Annotated in this window: 13 protein-coding genes; 10 read left to right on the forward strand and 3 right to left on the reverse strand. The window is 63.5% G+C overall.

Annotated features, from left to right (window positions below):
• Positions 1 to 135: 135 nt before the first annotated feature.
• The 8 genes from trpB (at position 136) to J2D77_RS07305 (ending at position 10,857) form a co-directional block, all read left to right on the forward strand.
• Positions 136 to 1,380 carry a tryptophan synthase subunit beta gene (gene trpB / locus J2D77_RS07270; RefSeq protein WP_207845570.1) on the forward strand — a complete coding sequence of 415 codons (1,245 nt, stop codon included), beginning with the start codon at positions 136 to 138 and terminating at the stop codon, positions 1,378 to 1,380.
• The gene (gene trpA / locus J2D77_RS07275) at positions 1,377 to 2,210 is read left to right on the forward strand and encodes a tryptophan synthase subunit alpha (protein ID WP_207845571.1); all 834 of its coding nucleotides are present in this window, start codon (positions 1,377 to 1,379) and stop codon (positions 2,208 to 2,210) included. Before trpB ends, trpA begins: the two co-directional genes overlap by 4 nt.
• 16 nt (positions 2,211 to 2,226) lie before the next feature.
• A complete protein-coding gene (locus J2D77_RS07280) occupies positions 2,227 to 3,510 on the forward strand; it encodes a TIGR03862 family flavoprotein (protein WP_207845572.1) in 1,284 nt (427 codons plus the stop codon).
• Positions 3,507 to 5,036: an ATP-binding protein gene (locus J2D77_RS07285; RefSeq protein ID WP_207845573.1), complete on the forward strand. Its 1,530-nt coding sequence runs from the start codon at positions 3,507 to 3,509 to the stop codon at positions 5,034 to 5,036. Before J2D77_RS07280 ends, J2D77_RS07285 begins: the two co-directional genes overlap by 4 nt.
• Before the next feature lie 102 nt (positions 5,037 to 5,138).
• Positions 5,139 to 6,323 carry an ATP phosphoribosyltransferase regulatory subunit gene (locus J2D77_RS07290; RefSeq protein ID WP_407927086.1) on the forward strand — a complete coding sequence of 395 codons (1,185 nt, stop codon included), beginning with the start codon at positions 5,139 to 5,141 and terminating at the stop codon, positions 6,321 to 6,323.
• 64 nt (positions 6,324 to 6,387) lie between these two features.
• Positions 6,388 to 7,677, forward strand: coding sequence for an adenylosuccinate synthase (locus J2D77_RS07295; RefSeq protein ID WP_207845575.1), 1,290 nt, complete (start codon positions 6,388 to 6,390; stop codon positions 7,675 to 7,677).
• A gap of 312 nt (positions 7,678 to 7,989) precedes the next feature.
• Entirely contained in the window at positions 7,990 to 8,379 is a 390-nt protein-coding gene (locus J2D77_RS07300; protein WP_207845576.1) for a hypothetical protein, read from the forward strand.
• Between the two features lie 72 nt (positions 8,380 to 8,451).
• Positions 8,452 to 10,857, forward strand: a complete 2,406-nt coding sequence (locus J2D77_RS07305) for a TonB-dependent receptor family protein (RefSeq protein WP_230975566.1) — start codon at positions 8,452 to 8,454, stop codon at positions 10,855 to 10,857.
• 56 nt (positions 10,858 to 10,913) lie between these two features.
• Here the strand turns inward: J2D77_RS07305 and J2D77_RS07310 are convergent, their stop codons facing one another.
• From J2D77_RS07310 to J2D77_RS07320, 3 genes are all read right to left on the reverse strand, one after another.
• Positions 10,914 to 12,227 carry an NtaA/DmoA family FMN-dependent monooxygenase gene (locus J2D77_RS07310; protein WP_207845577.1) on the reverse strand — a complete coding sequence of 438 codons (1,314 nt, stop codon included), beginning with the start codon at positions 12,225 to 12,227 and terminating at the stop codon, positions 10,914 to 10,916.
• 179 nt (positions 12,228 to 12,406) lie between these two features.
• Positions 12,407 to 13,435 (reverse strand): glycine betaine ABC transporter substrate-binding protein, encoded by a 1,029-nt coding sequence (locus J2D77_RS07315; RefSeq protein WP_207845578.1) that lies wholly within the window; start codon positions 13,433 to 13,435, stop codon positions 12,407 to 12,409.
• 258 nt (positions 13,436 to 13,693) lie between these two features.
• Positions 13,694 to 16,135, reverse strand: a complete 2,442-nt coding sequence (locus J2D77_RS07320; protein WP_207845579.1) for a TonB-dependent receptor — start codon at positions 16,133 to 16,135, stop codon at positions 13,694 to 13,696.
• A gap of 457 nt (positions 16,136 to 16,592) precedes the next feature.
• On the opposite strand from J2D77_RS07320, the gene J2D77_RS07325 reads away from it, so the two are divergent.
• Positions 16,593 to 17,549, forward strand: a complete 957-nt coding sequence (locus J2D77_RS07325; RefSeq protein ID WP_207845580.1) for a GlxA family transcriptional regulator — start codon at positions 16,593 to 16,595, stop codon at positions 17,547 to 17,549.
• A 192-nt stretch (positions 17,550 to 17,741) separates the two neighbouring features.
• Positions 17,742 to 18,635: a BKACE family enzyme gene (locus tag J2D77_RS07330; RefSeq protein WP_207845581.1), complete on the forward strand. Its 894-nt coding sequence runs from the start codon at positions 17,742 to 17,744 to the stop codon at positions 18,633 to 18,635.
• The last annotated feature ends 1 nt before the right edge of the window (position 18,636 follow it).

The raw sequence follows: 18,636 nt of genomic DNA on the forward strand, positions 1-18,636 counted from the left end.
AGAAAAACGGACACGTCACAGTACCGGGAGCCAACGCCCATGCGGCCGCAACAGGGCATGATACCCTGGGGGCCGAATACCACGGCAGGCGGCCGGGCTGGAACACAAGGCGGCGAAGGAGCGGTAGAACTGGTAATGGTGAACCCGACTGAACAAGCGGCGATCCCCCGCGGGGGCAATTCCCTGCAAAGCCAACCCGATGGCAAGGGCCATTTCGGCGGTGTGCATGGCGGGCGTTTCGTGGCCGAAACCCTCATGCCCCTGATCCTGGAACTGGAAGCCGCCTATGCCAAGGCCAAGGCCGATCCCGCGTTCCAGGCCGAACTGGCCTATTACCTGAAGGATTATGTCGGCCGCCCCAGCCCGCTCTGGTTCGCCCGCCGCATGACGGAAAAGCTGGGGGGTGCGAAGATTTACCTCAAGCGTGAGGAACTGAACCATACGGGTTCGCACAAGCTCAACAACGTCATGGGCCAGATCCTGCTGGCCCGCCGCATGGGCCGCACGCGGATCGTGGCCGAAACCGGGGCTGGCCAGCATGGTGTGGCCACCGCCACCGTCTGCGCCCTGTTCGGCCTGAAATGCGTGATCTACATGGGTGCCACCGATGTGGAGCGGCAGAAGCCCAACGTGTTCCGCATGCGCCTGCTGGGGGCCGAGGTCGTGCCCGTCACATCGGGGGCAGGCACGCTCAAGGATGCGATGAACGACGCCATGCGCGACTGGGTGGCCAACGTGGCCGACACCTACATGCTGATCGGCACCGTGGCGGGCCCGCACCCGTACCCCGCCATGGTGCGCGATTTCCAGAGCGTGATCGGGGAGGAAACGAAGGCGCAGATGCAGGCCGCAGAAGGCCGCCTGCCCGACGTGGTGGTGGCCGCCATTGGCGGTGGGTCCAACGCCATGGGCATTTTCTACCCCTTCCTGGACGACAGCTCCGTGCGCCTGATCGGGGTCGAAGCCGCGGGCCACGGGCTGGACAGCGGCAAGACCGCGGCCTCCATCGAGCGCGGGCGGCCCGGCGTGCTGCACGGCAACCGCACTTATCTTCTGCAAAACGCCGATGGCCAGATCGAGGAAGCCCATTCGATCAGTGCGGGGCTCGATTACCCCGGCGTGGGGCCGGAACATTCCTGGCTGCACGATATCGGGCGGGCGGAATATGTCGGCATTACCGATGGCGAAGCGCTTGAGGCCTTCACGTTCTGCACGGAAATGGAGGGCATTATTCCCGCCCTCGAATCCGCCCATGCCATTGCCCATACCGTCAAGATCGCGCCCACCCTGCCCAAGGACGCCCTGATCGCGGTCAGCCTGTCCGGGCGGGGGGACAAGGATATCTTTACTGTAGCCGAACATCTGGGGGTCACGCTGTGAGCCGTATCGCCGCCCGTTTCAAAGCGCTTGCAGACCAGGGTCGCGGCGCGCTCATTCCCTATCTCGAAGCCTATGACCCGGACCGGGAGACCTCTCTCGCGCTGCTGAAGGCCATGCCCGCCGCCGGTGCGGACCTGATCGAGATCGGCATGCCGTTCTCCGATCCGTCGGCCGATGGTCCGGTCATCCAGGCCGCCGCCATCCGGGGGCTGAAGGCCGGGGCCACGCTGGTGGGCGTGCTGGACATGGTTTCCGCCTTCCGTGAGGACGACGCCACGACCCCGGTTATCCTGATGGGGTATGTCAACCCGGTAGAATCCTACGGCTACGAGCGTTTCTGCACTGATGCCGCCGCCGCGGGGGTGGACGGGCTGATCCTGGTGGACCTCCCGCCCGAGGAAGCAGAAGTGCTCGAAGGCCCGGCGGCCAAGGCGGGGCTCGATATCATCCGCCTGGTGGCCCCCACCACTACGGCAGAGCGGCTGGGCTATGTGCTCTCGCACGCATCGGGCTTTGTCTATTATGTCAGCATTACGGGCATTACCGGCACGCGCTCGGCCAGCGCGCAGGACCTGCGTGCCGCCCTGCCGCGCCTGCGTGCGGTAACAGACCTGCCCATAGCCATCGGCTTTGGCGTGCGCACTCCCGAACAGGCCGCCGAGGCCGCCACGATCGGGGATGCCGCAGTCGTGGCATCCGCCCTGCTGGCCACACTGGCCGAAACGCTGGACGATCAGGGCCGGGCGAGCGAACACACGCTACCGCGCGTTCTGAGCCAGATCGAAGACCTGGCCAAGGCCGTGCGCGCCACCGCCCGGACCCCGGCATGACGCTGCGCCCCATGGCATGACGGCGTCACCACGGATCTGCATTATCGGTGGCGGGCCCGCGGGGCTGGCGGCGGCCGAATACCTGGCCGAAGCCGGCTGCGCGGTCCAGATTCTGGACGCCATGCCCAGCTTCGGGCGCAAGTTCCTCATGGCCGGGCGGGGTGGGCTGAACATCACCCATTCCGAGGCATGGCCCACCTTTCGTGACCGCTACGGCCCCGCAAGCGCCTGGCTGCGGCCCGCGCTTGAGGCCTGGACCGCACAGGATATCCGCGACTGGATGACAGGGCTGGGGCAGGAAAGCTTTGTCGGCTCGTCAGGCCGGGTTTTCCCCACCGCCATGAAGGCATCGCCCCTGCTGCGGGCGTGGCTGGCCCGCCTGCGCGATCTGGGCGTCACCTTCACGCCCCGTGCCCGCTGGACCGGCTGGAATGACCAGGGACAGGCGGTTTTTACCCATGAACCACCCATGCCGAATGGGGTCGCCGGCACGGGTGGCGAAGCTGGGCAGGACAGTTTTTGTGTGCAGGCCGATGCCTTTGTGCTCGCACTGGGCGGGGCCAGTTGGCCCCGGCTGGGCAGTAATGGCGGCTGGGTGAATGAACTCACGCGGCGAGGTATCGCCATAGCTCCCCTCCAGCCCGCTAATTGCGGCTTTCGCGTGGGCTGGTCCGACGTGTTCGCGCAGCGTTTCGCGGGCACGCCGCTCAAGCCCGTAGCGCTGTCGTTCGAGGGCGTTCGGGTGCGGGGCGAGGTCACGATCACCCAGGGCGGGCTGGAGGGCGGGGCTCTGTACGCCCTGTCCACCGCGTTGCGCCAGAGGGCGGGCGAACACGGGCGTGCTGTCGTGCTGTGCGACCTGCGCCCCGACATGACGCAGGCCGATATCATCCACCGGCTGGCACAGGTGCGCGCGCGCGAAAGCCTGGCCAACCGCCTGCGCAAGGCCCTGCGCCTGCCCCCCGTGGCGGTGGGCCTGCTGCGGGAGGCCGGACCGATCCCGGCGGAGTCGGCCACATTGGCCGCACGGATCAAGACGCTGCCTGTGGTGCTGGACGGCCCGCAACCCCTGGCCCGGGCGATTTCGACAGCAGGTGGCATCACGCAGGACGCCTGCACGGAGCAGTTCATGCTGCGCGCCCTGCCCGGCGTGTTCGTGGCGGGCGAAATGCTGGATTGGGAGGCCCCGACAGGCGGCTACCTGCTGCATGCCTGTCTGGCCACCGGGCGGGCGGCGGCCCGTGGTGTGCTGGACTGGTTGCATGGGCAGGGGGCAAGGCGGTATCCCCCTCAACCATGAACAGCATGATTACGATGGGTGCGATCCCGGGTGGCGGCCCGGCGCAGATGGACCTTGGCGAACTTCTGGCCACACGACTTCTGGTCCAGGGCAATTCGGGCTCGGGCAAGTCGCATCTGCTGCGCCGGCTGCTGGAACAGACCGCGCGCGTGGTGCAGCAGGCTATTATCGACCCGGAAGGGGATTTTGTCAGCCTGGCCGAGAAATTCGGCCATCTGGTGATCGACGCCGCCGATCATTCCGAAGCCGCGATGCACGCGGCGGGCGAGCGCATGCGCGTGCATCGCGCTTCTGTCGTGCTCAACCTCGAAGGGCTGGATGCCGACCAGCAGATGCGCTGGGCGGCGGCTTTCCTGGGCGGCATGTTCGAAGTCCCGCGCGAACACTGGTACCCCGTTCTGGTGGTGGTGGACGAAGCCCAGCTTTTCGCCCCGGCCGTTGCGGGGGAGGTCTCGGACGAGGCGCGCCGGGCCTCGCTCGGGGCCATGACGAACCTCATGTGCCGTGGGCGCAAGCGCGGGCTTGCGGGCATTATCGCGACCCAGCGCCTGGCCAAGCTGGCCAAGAACGTGGCGGCGGAAGCCTCCAATTTTCTCATGGGGCGCACGTTTCTCGATATCGACATGGCGCGCGCCGCCGACCTGCTGGGCATGGAGCGCCGGCAGGCCGAAGCCTTCCGCGACCTTGCGCGCGGCACGTTCGTCGCACTGGGGCCGGCCCTGTATCGCAGGCCCACCACGGTGCGGATCGGTGCGGTGGAAACCGCCAGCCGTTCGGCAGGGCCCGTGCTGGCCCCGTTCGAACCGCCTTCCGCCCCCGTGCATGAGCTGATCCTGGCCCCTGTGCCGGTGCATGACCTGCCACCCCGCCCGCGCAGGCCCGCCCAGACCCCCATGCCCGACCTGCTGAGCCAGCTTGCCGCCCACGGGGAGGCCCAGGCCAGCGGCGCGCTGAACGGCGATGCACACGGCCAGTCCGATGCCGGGGCGGATGACAGGCCAGCCGAACAGGAGGAGGATACCTCGCCCCAGTCCCGGGCCGAGCGCGAGGCGCAGATGACCGCCATCCTGCGCGACATGCTGGCGGATGAGGACCAGGGTTTCCGCCCCGCCCCTGTTCTGTACCAGGATTTTCTGGTGCGCTGCCGCATTGCGGCCCTGGGGCGCAACGCGCTGGACATGCGTCGCTTCAACCGCCTGCTGGCCACCGCACGCAGCGGCGTGGGCGAGGACACGGCGGGTTCGCCCGACTGGCAGCAGGCCGAATCCCTGGCCAGCACCCTGCCTGAGGATATCCAGGCCGTGTTCCTGTTCCTGGCGCGTGCGGCCATCGAACGGCAGGCCTGCCCGTCGGATGCGCGGATCGCCCAGGTTTACGGCACCGTGTCCAAGGGCCGCGCCCGCCGCCTGCTGGGCTGGCTGGAAGACCGCAACCTGATCGTGCTGCGCGCCGATGGCGTGGGCCGCCGGGTGCTGACCTTTATCGGTTCTGGCTGGGAAACCCTGCCCGGTGCGGCGGAAGGCTGAGCGACATGGGAGCAGGATTTTTGGTGCATCCCGCCACCGGCCTGCCGCGCGTGGCGGGCCCGGCCGTGGGGTGCTTGCGTAAAAAAGTGCTGTTTTGCGGGCATGACGGGCAGGGCAGGGGATGCTATAGGCCGTGGCATGACGGATGACCCGCCCTTGAGCCCGGCCCTGCTGCCCTCCGGCTTTGTTGACCTGCTGACACCTGACGCCCGTACGGAAGCCGAGGGCGTTGCGACGTTGATGGATGTCTTTGCCTCCCACGGGTACGACCGTGTGCGCCCTCCGCTCATGGAGTTCGAGGAGACGTATCTGGCCGGTGCCGGCGCATCCCTTGCCGAGCAGAGCTTTCGCGTCATGGACCCCGATACGCGGCGCATGATGGTGCTGCGGCCCGACATCACCCCCCAGATCGCCCGCATGGCGGCGACTCGCGCAGGGGGGGCGGCGCGTCCGCTGCGTGTGTCCTATGCGGGAACCTGCGTGGTGGTGGCCCCGGTCGCGGCAGAGGAAAGCGGGCGCCAGGTCATGCAGACGGGGATCGAACTGATCGGCCCGGATTCGCCCCAGGCCGATGCCGAAATTCTGGCCGTCGGCGCGGAAGCGCTGGAACGGCTGGGCGTTACGGGTGTGTCCTTCGACCTGACCATGCCCCCGTTTATCCCCGCCCTGCTGGAGGAAGCGGGCATTCCCGCCTCCAGCCGGCCCGCACTCCTGCGTGCGCTGGACCGCAAGGACGCGGCGGCCGTGGCCGAACATGGCGGGGCGCTGTCCACCACGCTGACAGCCCTGCTCGAATCCAGCGGGGCGGCCGAACATGCCGTGGCCCGGCTGACCGGGCTGAACCTGCCGCCGCGCGCGCGCGCCATTCTGGACCGGCTGGTGGATACCGTTGCCGCGATCAGGGAAAGCCGCCCCGACTTGCGCCTGACAGTAGACCCGGTGGAATTCAGGGGCTGGAAATACCATACCGGCGTGTGCGTGACCGTATTCGCCACCGGCCGGTCCGAGGAACTGGGCCGGGGTGGGCGCTACCTGTGCAACGATAACGAACCCGCCTGCGGGCTGACCTTCCGCCCCGATGTGCTGTTCCGCCTCATTCCCGCCGCAGCCCCGCGCAAGCGCGTCTACCTGGCCCCCGATGCCGACCGGGCGGAGGCAGCCCGCCTGCGCGCGCAGGGCTTTGCCACGATCGGCGGTTTTTCGGCAGGCCCCCAGGCCATGGAAGACGCCCGGCGCCTGGGGTGCGATTTTGTATTGTCCGGCCTTGCGCGTACGGACGTTTCCTAGCATCCCCGCACCCGGTGCGGCTTCCTTGTGACCAGCAGACAGAGTTTTCAGGAGCAGACCCTCTATGTCCAACGTAACCGTGATCGGCGCCCAGTGGGGCGATGAAGGCAAGGGCAAGATCGTTGACTGGCTGGCCAGCCGGGCTGACGTGGTCGTGCGTTTTCAGGGTGGCCATAATGCGGGCCATACGCTGGTGGTGGGGAATCAGGTCTACAAGCTTTCGCTGCTGCCTTCGGGCGTGGTCAGCGGCAAGCTGGGCATTATCGGCAATGGCGTGGTGGTGGACCCCCAGGCCCTGCTGGCCGAAATTGCCCGCATTGCCGACCAGGGCCTGAAGGTCACGCCCGAGACGCTGAGCATTGCCGAGAACGTGCCGCTGATCCTGCCCGTGCATGGCGCGCTGGACCGCGCGCGTGAGGCAGCACGGGGCGAGCGCAAGATCGGCACCACGGGGCGCGGCATCGGCCCCGCCTATGAAGACAAGGTGGCCCGCCGCGCCATCCGCCTGTGCGACCTGGCCGAGCCCGAAACGCTGGACTGGAAGCTGGACGAGCTTTTGCTGCACCACAACACGCTGCTGGCAGGGCTGGGTGCGCCCACCTTCACCAAGGCGGATCTGCTGGCCTGGCTGGCCGATGTGGCGCCCAAGGTCCTGCCCTTCATGGCCCCGACATGGGACCTGCTGGACGATGCCCGCCGCCAGGGCAAGCGCATCCTGTTCGAAGGGGCGCAGGCCGTCATGCTGGATGTGGACCACGGCACCTATCCGTTCGTGACCAGTTCCAACACCGTGGCGTCCAATGCAGGCACGGGGTCGGGCATGGGGCCCGGGGCTGCGGGCTTTGTGCTGGGCATTGCCAAGGCGTACTGCACCCGCGTGGGTGAAGGCCCGTTCCCCACCGAACTGTTCGACGATACGGGCCGCCGACTGGGTGAACGCGGGCATGAATTCGGTACGGTTACCGGTCGGCCGCGCCGCTGCGGCTGGTTCGATGCCGTGCTGGTCCGCCATGCGGTGCGCGTGGGCGGGGTGAACGGCCTGGCGCTGACCAAGTTGGACGTGCTGGACGGGTTGGACGAAATTCGTATCTGTGTCGGCTATGAACTGGATGGGCGCAAGACCGAGCGCTTTCCCTCCGCCCCGGCGGCGCAGGCGCGTATCAAGCCGGTTTACGAAACCATCGAAGGCTGGAAGGAAACCACCCATGGCGCGCGCCGCTGGGCCGACCTGCCTGCCCAGGCCATCAAATACGTGCGCCGGATCGAGGAACTGGTGGGCGCGCCGGTCACATTGCTCTCCACCAGCCCGGACCGCGAAGACACCATTCTGGTCCGCGATCCGTTCGAGGGCTGAACAATACCCCAAGGGCCCGCAAAATGGCCGACTGAATATGAAGCCCCCGCCCTGTTGCGGGGGCTTTTTTATGGGAGTGTTCCTTGCAGACTGTTTCAAAAGTCAGTCGGGTCGGGCTGGGCGGGTCTTTTCTGGCCTGCATGCGTTGGCTTTTGAAACAGCCGCTTAACCTTTCAGCCGTTCGCGCGCTGGAGAAAGGGGCCATGCCCTGTCCGGCGGGCGGCCCGTTCGGGCCATGCGCGCGTGGGGGGCAGGGATATGCTGCATAATCAGACTCTGGTCATCGTGTTCAGGCTGGGGTAGCAGCGATCCATGAGCATGTCTTTTCGCAGCAGGATGAATGTGGCGGCCTTCTGGCCGCTGGTGCTGCTTGCGCTTCTGGCACGCCTGTCCTTTGGCAGCATGGCCCAGCCACTGTCTGTCTTCGACGACTCGTTGCGGGAATTGTCCAGGCTTTCCGTTCTTTGCGACGATCCCGCGCCCCTGTCCCACCCGGATGAAAAGCATCATGCATCCGACGATGATCAGAGCGGGTCGTTTCTGCTGGCCGAGGCGCTGGAACTGCTCTGCCTTGCACTCGGCATCTGCTTTCTTGCAGCGTTTTCCGTAAGTTGCCTGGACCCGGTCTGGGCCTTCCCGCCCGTTCGCGGTCCGCCCTTCTGCCGCTGGTCCTCGCTTTGCCCGCAGGGCCCGCCCGCCTGACCTGACTGTTACCGAGCCGCCTGCGCGCATCACGCGCGGGCTTTGCGTGTTGACTGTTCGGGTTCCCAATCCATGTCTTCCTGTTTTTGTACGGCCCGCCACCTGTGTGGCGCAACGGCGGGCGTCATTGCATTTCTCTGTGTCGCGGCCCATGCCGCAGCACCGCCGAAAAACGCGCCTTCCAGGGCGTGGCAGCACAAGCCTGCCCCCAATCCCCAAGGCACTTCCCCCAGGAGTGCGCAGGCGGGTCAGCCCGGTGCCAAGCCCCGTCCGGGCCCCGTGATCGGGCCCAAAGCTGCAGGCCTACCGGCTGTCGAGCATATTGTCGTCACGGGCATCAGCCGCGCACCGGCCACCATCCGCCCGGCGGGGCAGACAACCTATAGTGCGGAGGCAAGCAGTTTTGCAGGCCAGGTCGGCCAGAGCGTTGCCGATATGGTCGTCACCATTCCCGGGGTCAGCTTTACGCAGGGCAACGGCCCGCGTGACACGGTTGTTTCGGTCCGTGGGTCGGGCGACAGGCAGTCCTACGGGTTGAAGAATCTCCAGGTTCTCGAAGACGGTTTTCCCATGACCCAGCCGGACGGCACGGCCCGTGCCGACCTGATCGACCCGCACGCCTATGACGGTGTGGATGTGTTCGAAGGACCGGCCTCGACCGTGTATGGCAATTACGCCATCAACGGCGCCATCAATTTCCGGACCCGCCAGGGGGCGGATATCCACGGGCTGGAACTGGGTTCGGATTTCGGCAGTTTTGGCATGGTCAACACCTACGCCACGCTGGGGCTGGGAAACCACGCCTACGACCTGATGGTGTTCGGCAGCAATGTGCGGGGCAACGGCTTTATCGCAAACAGCCATTACGATACCTCGACCGAAAATATCCGCCTGCGGGTCAATCTTGCACCGTCTGACCGGCTGATCTTCAAAGTCGTCAACAACATCACGCATGCCAATCTGCCCGTGCGGCTCTCTCTCGATCAGTATCGCGCCAATCCCTATCAGCATGGCTGCGCCGATGCGTCGGCGGCTGCGGCCGGGTGCGCTTCTGTCAATCTTCTGCTCAACGGCCGGTTCGGGGCCAGGGAAGCCGTAAGCCCGCAGGCCGCCGGGCTGGGGCGGTTCGATCGCCGCACGATAATCGGCCTGCGGTGGGAGCATGATTTCAGCAGCCGCACGACATGGCGCAACCAGTTCACCTACGATCAGCGCCATATCGACCAGCCGACATCCCCCACCTCTTTCGTGGGGCCGTATAATTCCTACAATGCCAGCAGCGATGTCACGAACCGGGCCAGTATCGGCGGAACGTCGCTGGAAAGCTTTGCCGGCATAAGCTTCGATTATCTCGATTACGGGTATCAGACCTACAATATCCTGCCGCTGGGTGGTGCCGCGCGCGGGGCCATGAGTTCACAGTCCTACGGCCATCAGTGGAACCTGGGCGCGCGCTTTCAGGAAGACTGGCATTTCGCACCGGACTGGCACGCCGTGGTGGGGCTTGGCGGCACCTATTCCGATATCGGGGCGACCCAGGCGCTCTATGCCTATTCAGCCGCAGCCACGACCAGCAACCTTGTTACGGCCAACCGCTTTTTCTTTAACCTCGCACCCGAAGGGGCCCTGATCTACACGCCCGCCAGGGACTGGGCGCTGTATGCGCGGGTCGGGACTGCTTATGGCACGCCGTCCGCCTCGAACCTTTTTATCACCCCGCAAGGGCAGTATGGCAGCAATACGCAGCTAAAAAGCCAGAGCAGCGTGGGGGTGGACCTGGGGGCGGACTGGCGCCTGGGCAAGATCGTTCATGTGCAGGCAACGGGATTTTACGAATTCTATAACAACGAACTGGTCAGCCAGTCTGCTGGTGTCAACACGGTGGGGGCCTATACTTTCAATGCCCCTGCATCGCAGCATCGCGGGGTGGTGCTTGGCCTGGACTACACCCCCATGCCCCATATATTGCCGGGCGGGAAGATCGCGCTCAGCTACACCTACGACAATCAGGTCTACACCAATTATACGGAAGTCCTGTCCAACAGCCAGGTCTCGCGCGGTTTCAGCCGCAAGGGCGATCATATTCCCGGCGTCATTCCCAATTTTCTCAATGCGCGCTTTCTGTATGACCAGCCAACAGGCAGGTTCGAAGGGCTGGGCGGTTATGCGGAAGTCACCTGGCGGGACGCCTACTGGCTGGACAACGCCAATATGCTCAAGGCGCCGGGCTATGCCCTGCTCAACCTGGAAATCCATTACGATCCGCCCAGGCATATGGGCTGGGTGCATCGGCTGCACTGGTATTTCGAGGTACAGAATGTCGCCAACCAGACCTATATTGCCGGTGCGACCCCCATCAGCGACATACTGCTTGCCAACGGGCAGCAGGCCGGGGCCGGTAATCTCGGGGCCAGCACCGGCTCGATCTACGCCGGATCGCCCCGGGCGTATTTTGGTGGCGTGCGGCTCCGGCTTTGATCGGGGCGGGCTTTTTCGGGTGCGGGTTTTTTATCGGTCTCCTGCCTGCCGCCCGCCTAGCGGCCCGGGCGGGTTCCGATATTGCCGCGCAGGGTTGGCGCTTCATACTGCGTGCGGAACAGGCCGCGCCGCTGCAATTCCGGCACGACGGCGCGGGCGAATGTCTCGTGGCTGGACGGGGCCGTTACGGGATCGAGCACAAACCCGTCGCAACACCCGGAGGTGAAGATATCTTCCAGCCTGTCCGCAACCGTTTTGGGGGACCCCACGATCTGTTCGGGCAGCATCTTGCGGGCCGCCGCCAGGAACTCCGTTTTGGCGGTTTTCTGCAATTCCGAAACGTCTTCGATAATCGCGTGCATGCCCTGCGCCCCGGCTTCGGACCCCGGCTTGTCCTTGTCAGAAAGTTTGGTGACATCGACCCCGGCGGATGCGGACAGATGGGCTGCGTTCAGTTCTCCGACAACCAGGCTGTTGATGTAATCGGCCTTTTCGCGCGCGATGGAATCCGTCTCACCCACGATACAGGTGGCAAGCATGGCCACGGCGCAGTCACCTGGCCGCCGCCCGTTTTCGACAATCTTCTGCTTCAATGCGTCGTAATGCGCGCGGGCCTTTTCCCTGGGCGCGTAGAAGGTAAAGACAAGCTCGGCCCAGCGTGCAGCGAATTCCGTGCCCCGTGGGGATGACCCTGCCTGCATGAGAACAGGGTGACCCTGCGCACTGCGCGGAATGGTGATCGGCCCGCGCGTGCGCACGAAACGCCCTTCGTAATTGGCGTAGTGAACCTTGGCGGGATCGCCAAATATGCCGCGCTCCTTGTCCAGCACCCAGGCATCTTCATCCCAGCTTTTCCACAGCTTCATGCAGGCTTCGACAACCTCATCCGCCTGGTCGTAACGCAGATCCTTGTCGGGCAGGCTGGCAAGGCCGTAATTGCGCGCTTCAAGCTCGGTAGCCGATGTCACGATATTCCACGCCACGCGACCACCGCTCATGACATCGAGCGACTGCAAGGAGCGCGCCAGATGGTAGGCTGGCAGCAGCGTCGTGGACAATGTCGCCCCAAGGCCGAGATACCGCGTGGCCGCGGCCATGACGGGCAGAATCGTCATGGGGTCCAGATAGCTTACCTGCCCGCCGTACCGCACATAGGCATCGTAACCCCCGGCATGGATATCGTACAGGCCTTGCAGGTCCGCGAAAAAGCAGCCATCGAAACAGGCATCCTCCAGGGTGCGCGCGATATTTTCATACCGCGAGGGCTTGAGAATATCCCCCAACGTCGCCTCCGGGTGGCGCCAGCCAGCGGGATGCAGCGCGGTCGGCCCTGTCTTCAGATAAGCAAACAGGTTCATTTTTCTGGACATGAGGAATTTCCCGTAAGGCAGGCACCAGCAAAGGCTGAAAAAACACCGATAAAGACGCTACCCGGATTTGCAAGGCAGGATTTGCGGATCGTATCAGATAACGTCCGACCTGACGTGCCGCCCCGGCTTGCCGGGTGCCCTTGGGGAATGGTTCATCCAAGTTTTCTGCCCCAGCAGGGTCAGGGTGTCCGATCCAGCATTCTTTTGACCGCGTCCTTGCCGGGCTGGCCGTCCATCGTGACAATATCTTCCAGCCATGCGGACCATTCAGCGGGATGATCGCGCAGCCATTGCCAGGCGACAGTGGAGGGCTTGGTGCGGTTCTCCTCGATGGCCCGCATCATCGTATTTTCGTCCTGCACGCTAAAACGAATGCGTGTCAGCAATCGCGCGGCGTTCGGGCAGGCCTTGTCGTAACCGGCGCGGATCACGGTATGGACCGATGTTCCACCATCTGCGCCGAACACGCTTTCGCCCCCGGTCAGGTAACGGATTGGAAAGGTCATGTTCATCGGATGGGGTTCCCAGCCCAGAAACAGGATCGGCTGGTGTTTTTGAATATTACGGGCCACCTGGGACAGCATGCCCTGCTCGCTGCTTTCCACCAGGCGGAAATGGCCCAGGTTGAACTGGTTGTGCCTCAGCATGTTCAAAATAAGGGCATTGCCGTTATTGCCCGCCTCAAGCCCGAAGATCATGTAGCTCAGTTGCGGGCCCCAGGCCTGAATATCCTTGTAATCGCGCAGTCCGGCATTCCAGGTGTAATCGGGCACCGCCAGTGTCAGATGCGCCCCCGACAGATTGGTGGCCACCTGTTCGACACTTCCATCGGCCAGGAACGGCGCGATGGCCTGGTGCCCGATCGGCTCCCAATTACTCAGAAACGCATCCACCCGCCGGTCCCGCATGGAAACATAGGTCAACGCCAGGGTCAGCATGGGGGCCTGCGGCCTGTATCCCAGGGCATCAAAAAGCCGCACGGCGACAGAGGTCACCGCTTCCGCATCGGTCCAGCCCACATCGGAAAGGCGGATCGGCGCACAGGACGGCGTATCCGCGACCGGCAGGGCCGCGGCCCGCTGGGTGGGAAGCAGTGTGGACAGGAGCGTCAGCCCGACCAATACGATACGGCCCATCCGCCTGCAATGTTGCAACGCAGGTGCTGCGGCCGTGCCGAACAGGTATCGGAAAAAGGCATTATAACGCATTGCATTGCCTGTCGCGGGTTTGCTCTGGGGGGATGGGATGGGTCACCTCGTTTCAAATCAAGGGGTGTGCGGTTCGGCTCTCAAGCTCTTAGTGCATGATCAGACTGTTCCGCTATGTCAACAATCATTTCAGATACTTACGCGCCTTGCCCGGCCCGGTTCGCAGGGGCCTGCCATGGCGCCCTGTGGACTGCAATGGCGCATTTCCGCGCCTGGATGGTACGCGCCAGCCTGCGCAGGCCGTGACCGGCACCCGGGTCAGAAGCCAGCCCGAATGGTGCCGAAATACTGGCGCGGTGCGCCGACCAGGAAGGACTGGTAATCGCCGGTCATGGGCAATCCGTTCTCACCCATTGTGGAGATATATTTGACATTGGTCAGGTTGTAGACATTGAATTCGAACGTCAGATCCTTGAGCGGGCTGACTTTCTGGATCGTCTTGCCGAAGTGATAGCGCGCGCCAAGGGATTCGACCCAGTAATGGGGCACTTTCATATCGCCCGTATAGCTGAAATTTCTTGTTCCCACATAGCTTGTATCAAAATGCGCATCGAAATCGCGCCATGTGTAGGACAGGCTGTTTTTATACATCAGCCGCGGGTAGGACACGATCTGCTGTCCCTTCAACTGGTAAACGACGCCCGGTTCGGACAGATTGTTATCGTAGGTCGCATGATTGTAGCTGATGCTGTTATAGATCGACAGTCCACGGATCGGGGTCAGGGTCAGTCCCGCATCGACACCGTTCATGGTGACGCCGCCCACATTGGCCACGGTGGAGATCGGGTTGACGATCGTGCCCGAGGTAATCTGCTGCAAGCGGTTTTTGAAATTTGTGTGGTAGGCGTAAATCGAGGCCTGGGCGAACGTATCCGAAAACCGGTATCCCACCGCGTAGTTCCAGTCCGTCTCGGGCTTGAGACCGCCCTGTTTTTGCAGAAGATTGAACGTGCTCTGGCTCAGGGCGAAGGGCGATGCGCCCTGCTTGTAGGCTGCAAGGGGGTAGGACTTAACATTTTCCGTAATATCAAAGAAAAGTTCGTGATGTTTGAGGAAATGCCAGTCCGCGCTGATATGGGGCAGGAACGCCTTGGCCGTGGTGATCGAGCCCGAGGCAAGGGCGCTGGTCCCTGTATAGGATTCAAGATTTTGCGTGTCTCCCGCCCGCGCCGTTTGCAGCAGGGACCGGAAGCCGAAATGCAGCGCCAGATTGGGCAGGGGGCTGTACGTATCTTCCGCAAAGCCGGTCAGGCTGTTGGAATTGATCTGCTCGCCCCATAACGTGGCAAAAGGTGCGGGCAGGGAGCCAAGCGAATTGACCGGCGCGCCTTCGCCCAGCAGCGGTTCCTGGAACGCCGCGCGGCCGACAGAGGCATGCAGCCCTTCGTACCAGATACCGGTGCTGATATGGTTATGCGCGATATCGTAATGCAGGGCGGTGGTGAAGCCGCCCCGCTGGCTGTGCTGGAGCGTCATCTGGTCGATCAGCGGCGCCCCGTTGGGCGATGCCATATAGGGGCTGGCCCAGGTGCCGCGCATATATTGGCCGTGCCCGTAAACGACGCTGTCCCAGCTCAGCCGGTTCGTAAGCAGGAAATGGAAGTTCATGCCGCCAAGGTAATCGCGCGACAGCGTGCCGCCATCGTAATAGGACGCATCCCACGGATCTGACATTTTTTCGTAGCCTGCGGGCAATGACCCGCCGGGCAGGGCGTTCGCGGACAGGGCGGAGCGATAGGCCTTTGCATAGGCATTCCGTGTGCCGATGAAATTATCTATGTCATATCCGCCATTTTTCAACATATCGAACGACATGTCCTGGTAGTTGTACAGTTCTATGTCGCTCCAGTCGAAATAGGCAGAAATCGAACTGGATTCCCCGACCGGCTGGACAAACTTGGCATTGACCTGCTGCGAGAACTGGTTGCCCCCACCTTTCCATTTATGCGTGTCGTTGCGGGCGTAAGAAACATAGAAACGCGACCCTGCGGCGTTCAGGTCGCCCGAATCCCCCCGGAAATAGGTATGGAACATGTCGTTGCTGCCAAAGGTCTGAACGATCTTGGCACCCATCTTATGACTGGGATCGGAAGAATGAAACGCGACAGCCCCGCCCAGATTGCTGGTCGAGGCGGTATCTTCCGCCCCCGCGCTCATTGTCGCATCCATGCGCGAGACATTTTCCGACGTGATGGCGGCTACGGAATTCAGGCCGTTCATGCTATGGAATTCCTGATCGCCCAGCGGAATACCGTCCAGCGTCATGCCGATCTGGTCCTGGAAAAACCCGTGCATGTAAAACTGGTTGGACCAGGTATCCAACCCCAGCGGATCATCGGACTGAAACATCACGCCCGGCATCTGGGCCAGCACCTTCAACGGGTTGCTGCCCGGCACGGATTTGGCGATCAGGTCGCTGCCCACCACAACCGATGTCGATCGCGACTTGTGCAACCCCACCACGCTGAACGATTCGGCGCGCGATGCCACAATGTTTCGTGCCGCATTCCTGCCCACGGGCTTTCCACTGGCCCTGGCTGCATGCGAACCGGGTGCGGAAGCTTGTGCAACGGCTGCGGTCTTGGGGTGAGCACCCGATTGCGCGCTGCCTGGCGCTGCTTTTTTCGCCGCCAGCGCTTCATGCGAGGATGTGACGAGAAGCAGGCTGTAAAATGTGGAAACCAGGTGAATTTTCTTCATCTCAGCGCCTCTCTTGGCATGGAGGGATACAGTATGGTGCGGGCCGCGGGCCAAAGGTTGCTGACAGCCGCACCGCCAGCCCCCGTCACTGCGTGAACAAGGAACAGGCCGGTTTTCATGTGGCTTCGCTCTCGTGCCTGACAGCGGGATATCGTATTCATTCCGTAACGAGTATCGCCCGTGGCAAGGTTGGCATGCGTGACGGTTCACGCCCTTCGTGTCGCGATTTCGGCCATGATCGTGTCAGGAACGAATTGCCCCGGTCTTTCGGGTGGCACAGACGGGAAAGGAAAAAGACAGGATGGCGGACAAGGTGGTGGCCATTGGCGCGGACCCGGCAAGATAGCCCCGCAGGAATGGCATTATGGCGCTGCCCTTTCCTGCGCGAGAGGAAGCTTTGCGCAATAACTGCGCGATTTTTGTTGAAAACGTCCCTCCAGCCTTCGGGATAATCTTCATGACATGCCGTATCGGCTTTCTGCTTATTTCGCGCTTTTCAGCACTTGGCTTTCTCTGCGCCGCCGAACCGCTGCGCGTGGCCAACCGGATGGCCGGCGAAGTCCTGTACCAGTGGGAAATCCTCTCGCTCGACGGCAAGCCGGTCATGGCGTCGAACGCAATGCAGATGGAGGCGGCGCGTTCGCTGGCCAGCGCGGCCGGGGCCGACGCGCAGCCCCTGGACTGGCTGGTGATCTGCGCGGGGTTTTCGCCCCTGGCGGGGCTTGCGCGCACGCATGACCGGACATTGCGCATGCTGGCCCGGCGCGGCGTTCAGATAGGCGGGATCGATACCGGTGCGTTCCTGCTGGCCCGGGCGGGGCTGGGGCGGGAGACACCGATGACAATGCATTGGGAAGCCCTGCCAGCGTTTGTCGAGGCCTTTCCCGACTGGACCGTGTCGCAGGAATTGTTCGAGGACCATGGCGCTGTTTTCACCGGTGCGGGTGGCACGGCCTCGATCGATCTGATGCTGGCGCGCATTGCCACGCTGCGCGGGGCCGGATTTGCCCGGCTTGTGTCGGAACAGTTCATTCATACGGTCATCCGCCGGTCGGATGCTGCGCAGAAAGCGCCGCTGCGCGCGCGTTCGGCAGCCCATAACAGGCGGCTGGCGCGGGTGCTGGCGCTAATGGAACGCACGACCGACCGGCGGCTGGGGGTGGAGGAACTGACCGAAATCGCCTGCTGTTCAGAACGGCATCTGGAACGCATGTTCCATCACGAATTCGGTCGGGGAATGGTCGCCCATCATCGCAAGCTGCGCCTGGCCAAGGCGCGCACCATGCTGCGCGAAACCGACATGATGGTGACCGAAATCGCCACGGCCACCGGTTTCGAAAACCGGTCCAGCTTTTCGCGCGCCTATCGTGACGCATTCGGTATTTCACCCGGTGGTGACAGGATCGAACCCTGATCGCGCCCACCCGTTCGCTGTCGCGGGTTTTTGTCTTTTCCCGAACCGGCGCAATTCAGCCTTGACGTGATCATGGCTGAAATTGCGCCATGGATGGCGCAAACCGTCACGCATGCTTCCCGGCCCGCAGGCGATACTGCTAAAAAGGGGCAGACATGATGCCTGTCCGTCAAAACATGAGAGCGAAGCTGCATGAAAACCAGTCTGTTCATCACTTGTGCGGTTACGGGAGCGGGCGATACGGCTTCCAGCCACCCTGACCTGCCGATCACACCCAGGCAGATCGCGCAGGCCGCGATCGATGCGGCCAAGGCGGGGGCCGCGATCGCCCATATTCATGTACGCGACCCCCAGACAGGCAAGGCGGCGCGCGATGTTGCCCTGTACCGCGAAGTGGTGGAGCGTATTCGCGATGCCGATACCGATGTGATCATCAACCTGACTGCGGGCATGGGGGGCGACCTTGTGCTGGGCAGTGGTGAAGCCCCGCTGCCGTTCAATGCCGCCCAGACGGACATGATCGGCCCGACCGAACGCCTGGTCCATGTGGCGGAACTGCTGCCCGAAATCTGCACGCTGGATTGCGGGACGATGAATTTCTCGCTGGGCGATTATATCATGGTCAACACGCCATCCATCCTGCGCGACATGGCGCGGCAGGTGCAGGCGTTGGGCGTGCAGCCGGAACTGGAGGTTTTCGATACCGGTCATCTGGTCTTTGTCAAACAACTGCTCAAGGAAGGCCTGCTGGACGCCCCTTTGATGATCCAGTTGTGCATGGGCGTGCCTTATGGCGCCCCCAATGACCTGCTGACCCTGCAATCCATGGTCAATGCGCTGCCGGCGGAATGTGTCTACAGCATGTTCGCGCTCGGGCGCTTCCAGCTTCCCTATGTCGGGCTGGCCCCCATGGTGGGTGCCAATATCCGCGTGGGGCTTGAGGACAATCTTTATCTGTCGCGTGGCAAGCTGGCCAGCAACGGCCAACTGGTCGAACGCGCCGCGACGATTCTGAGTGCGATGAATGTCGAGGTCATGGGCCCCCAGGCGGTGCGTGATCTGCTCAAGCTCACGAAGAGAGGCTAAG

The organism is Acetobacter garciniae, assembly GCF_017377735.1.
In the GTDB taxonomy this organism is placed as follows: domain Bacteria; phylum Pseudomonadota; class Alphaproteobacteria; order Acetobacterales; family Acetobacteraceae; genus Acetobacter; species Acetobacter garciniae.

What these genes read in the sequence shown, in the direction of transcription:
- J2D77_RS07320 (WP_207845579.1), bottom strand. Translation starts at nt 16,135, where the DNA reads ATGAAGAAAATTCACCTGGTTTCCACATTTTACAGCCTGCTTCTCGTC.
- trpB (WP_207845570.1), top strand. Translation starts at nt 136, where the DNA reads ATGGTGAACCCGACTGAACAAGCGGCGATCCCCCGCGGGGGCAATTCC.
- J2D77_RS07315 (WP_207845578.1), bottom strand. Translation starts at nt 13,435, where the DNA reads ATGCGTTATAATGCCTTTTTCCGATACCTGTTCGGCACGGCCGCAGCA.
- J2D77_RS07310 (WP_207845577.1), bottom strand. Translation starts at nt 12,227, where the DNA reads ATGTCCAGAAAAATGAACCTGTTTGCTTATCTGAAGACAGGGCCGACC.
- J2D77_RS07330 (WP_207845581.1), top strand. Translation starts at nt 17,742, where the DNA reads ATGAAAACCAGTCTGTTCATCACTTGTGCGGTTACGGGAGCGGGCGAT.
- J2D77_RS07325 (WP_207845580.1), top strand. Translation starts at nt 16,593, where the DNA reads ATGACATGCCGTATCGGCTTTCTGCTTATTTCGCGCTTTTCAGCACTT.
- J2D77_RS07285 (WP_207845573.1), top strand. Translation starts at nt 3,507, where the DNA reads ATGAACAGCATGATTACGATGGGTGCGATCCCGGGTGGCGGCCCGGCG.
- J2D77_RS07290 (WP_407927086.1), top strand. Translation starts at nt 5,139, where the DNA reads ATGACGGGCAGGGCAGGGGATGCTATAGGCCGTGGCATGACGGATGAC.
- J2D77_RS07295 (WP_207845575.1), top strand. Translation starts at nt 6,388, where the DNA reads ATGTCCAACGTAACCGTGATCGGCGCCCAGTGGGGCGATGAAGGCAAG.
- J2D77_RS07305 (WP_230975566.1), top strand. Translation starts at nt 8,452, where the DNA reads ATGTCTTCCTGTTTTTGTACGGCCCGCCACCTGTGTGGCGCAACGGCG.
- J2D77_RS07300 (WP_207845576.1), top strand. Translation starts at nt 7,990, where the DNA reads ATGAGCATGTCTTTTCGCAGCAGGATGAATGTGGCGGCCTTCTGGCCG.
- J2D77_RS07280 (WP_207845572.1), top strand. Translation starts at nt 2,227, where the DNA reads ATGACGGCGTCACCACGGATCTGCATTATCGGTGGCGGGCCCGCGGGG.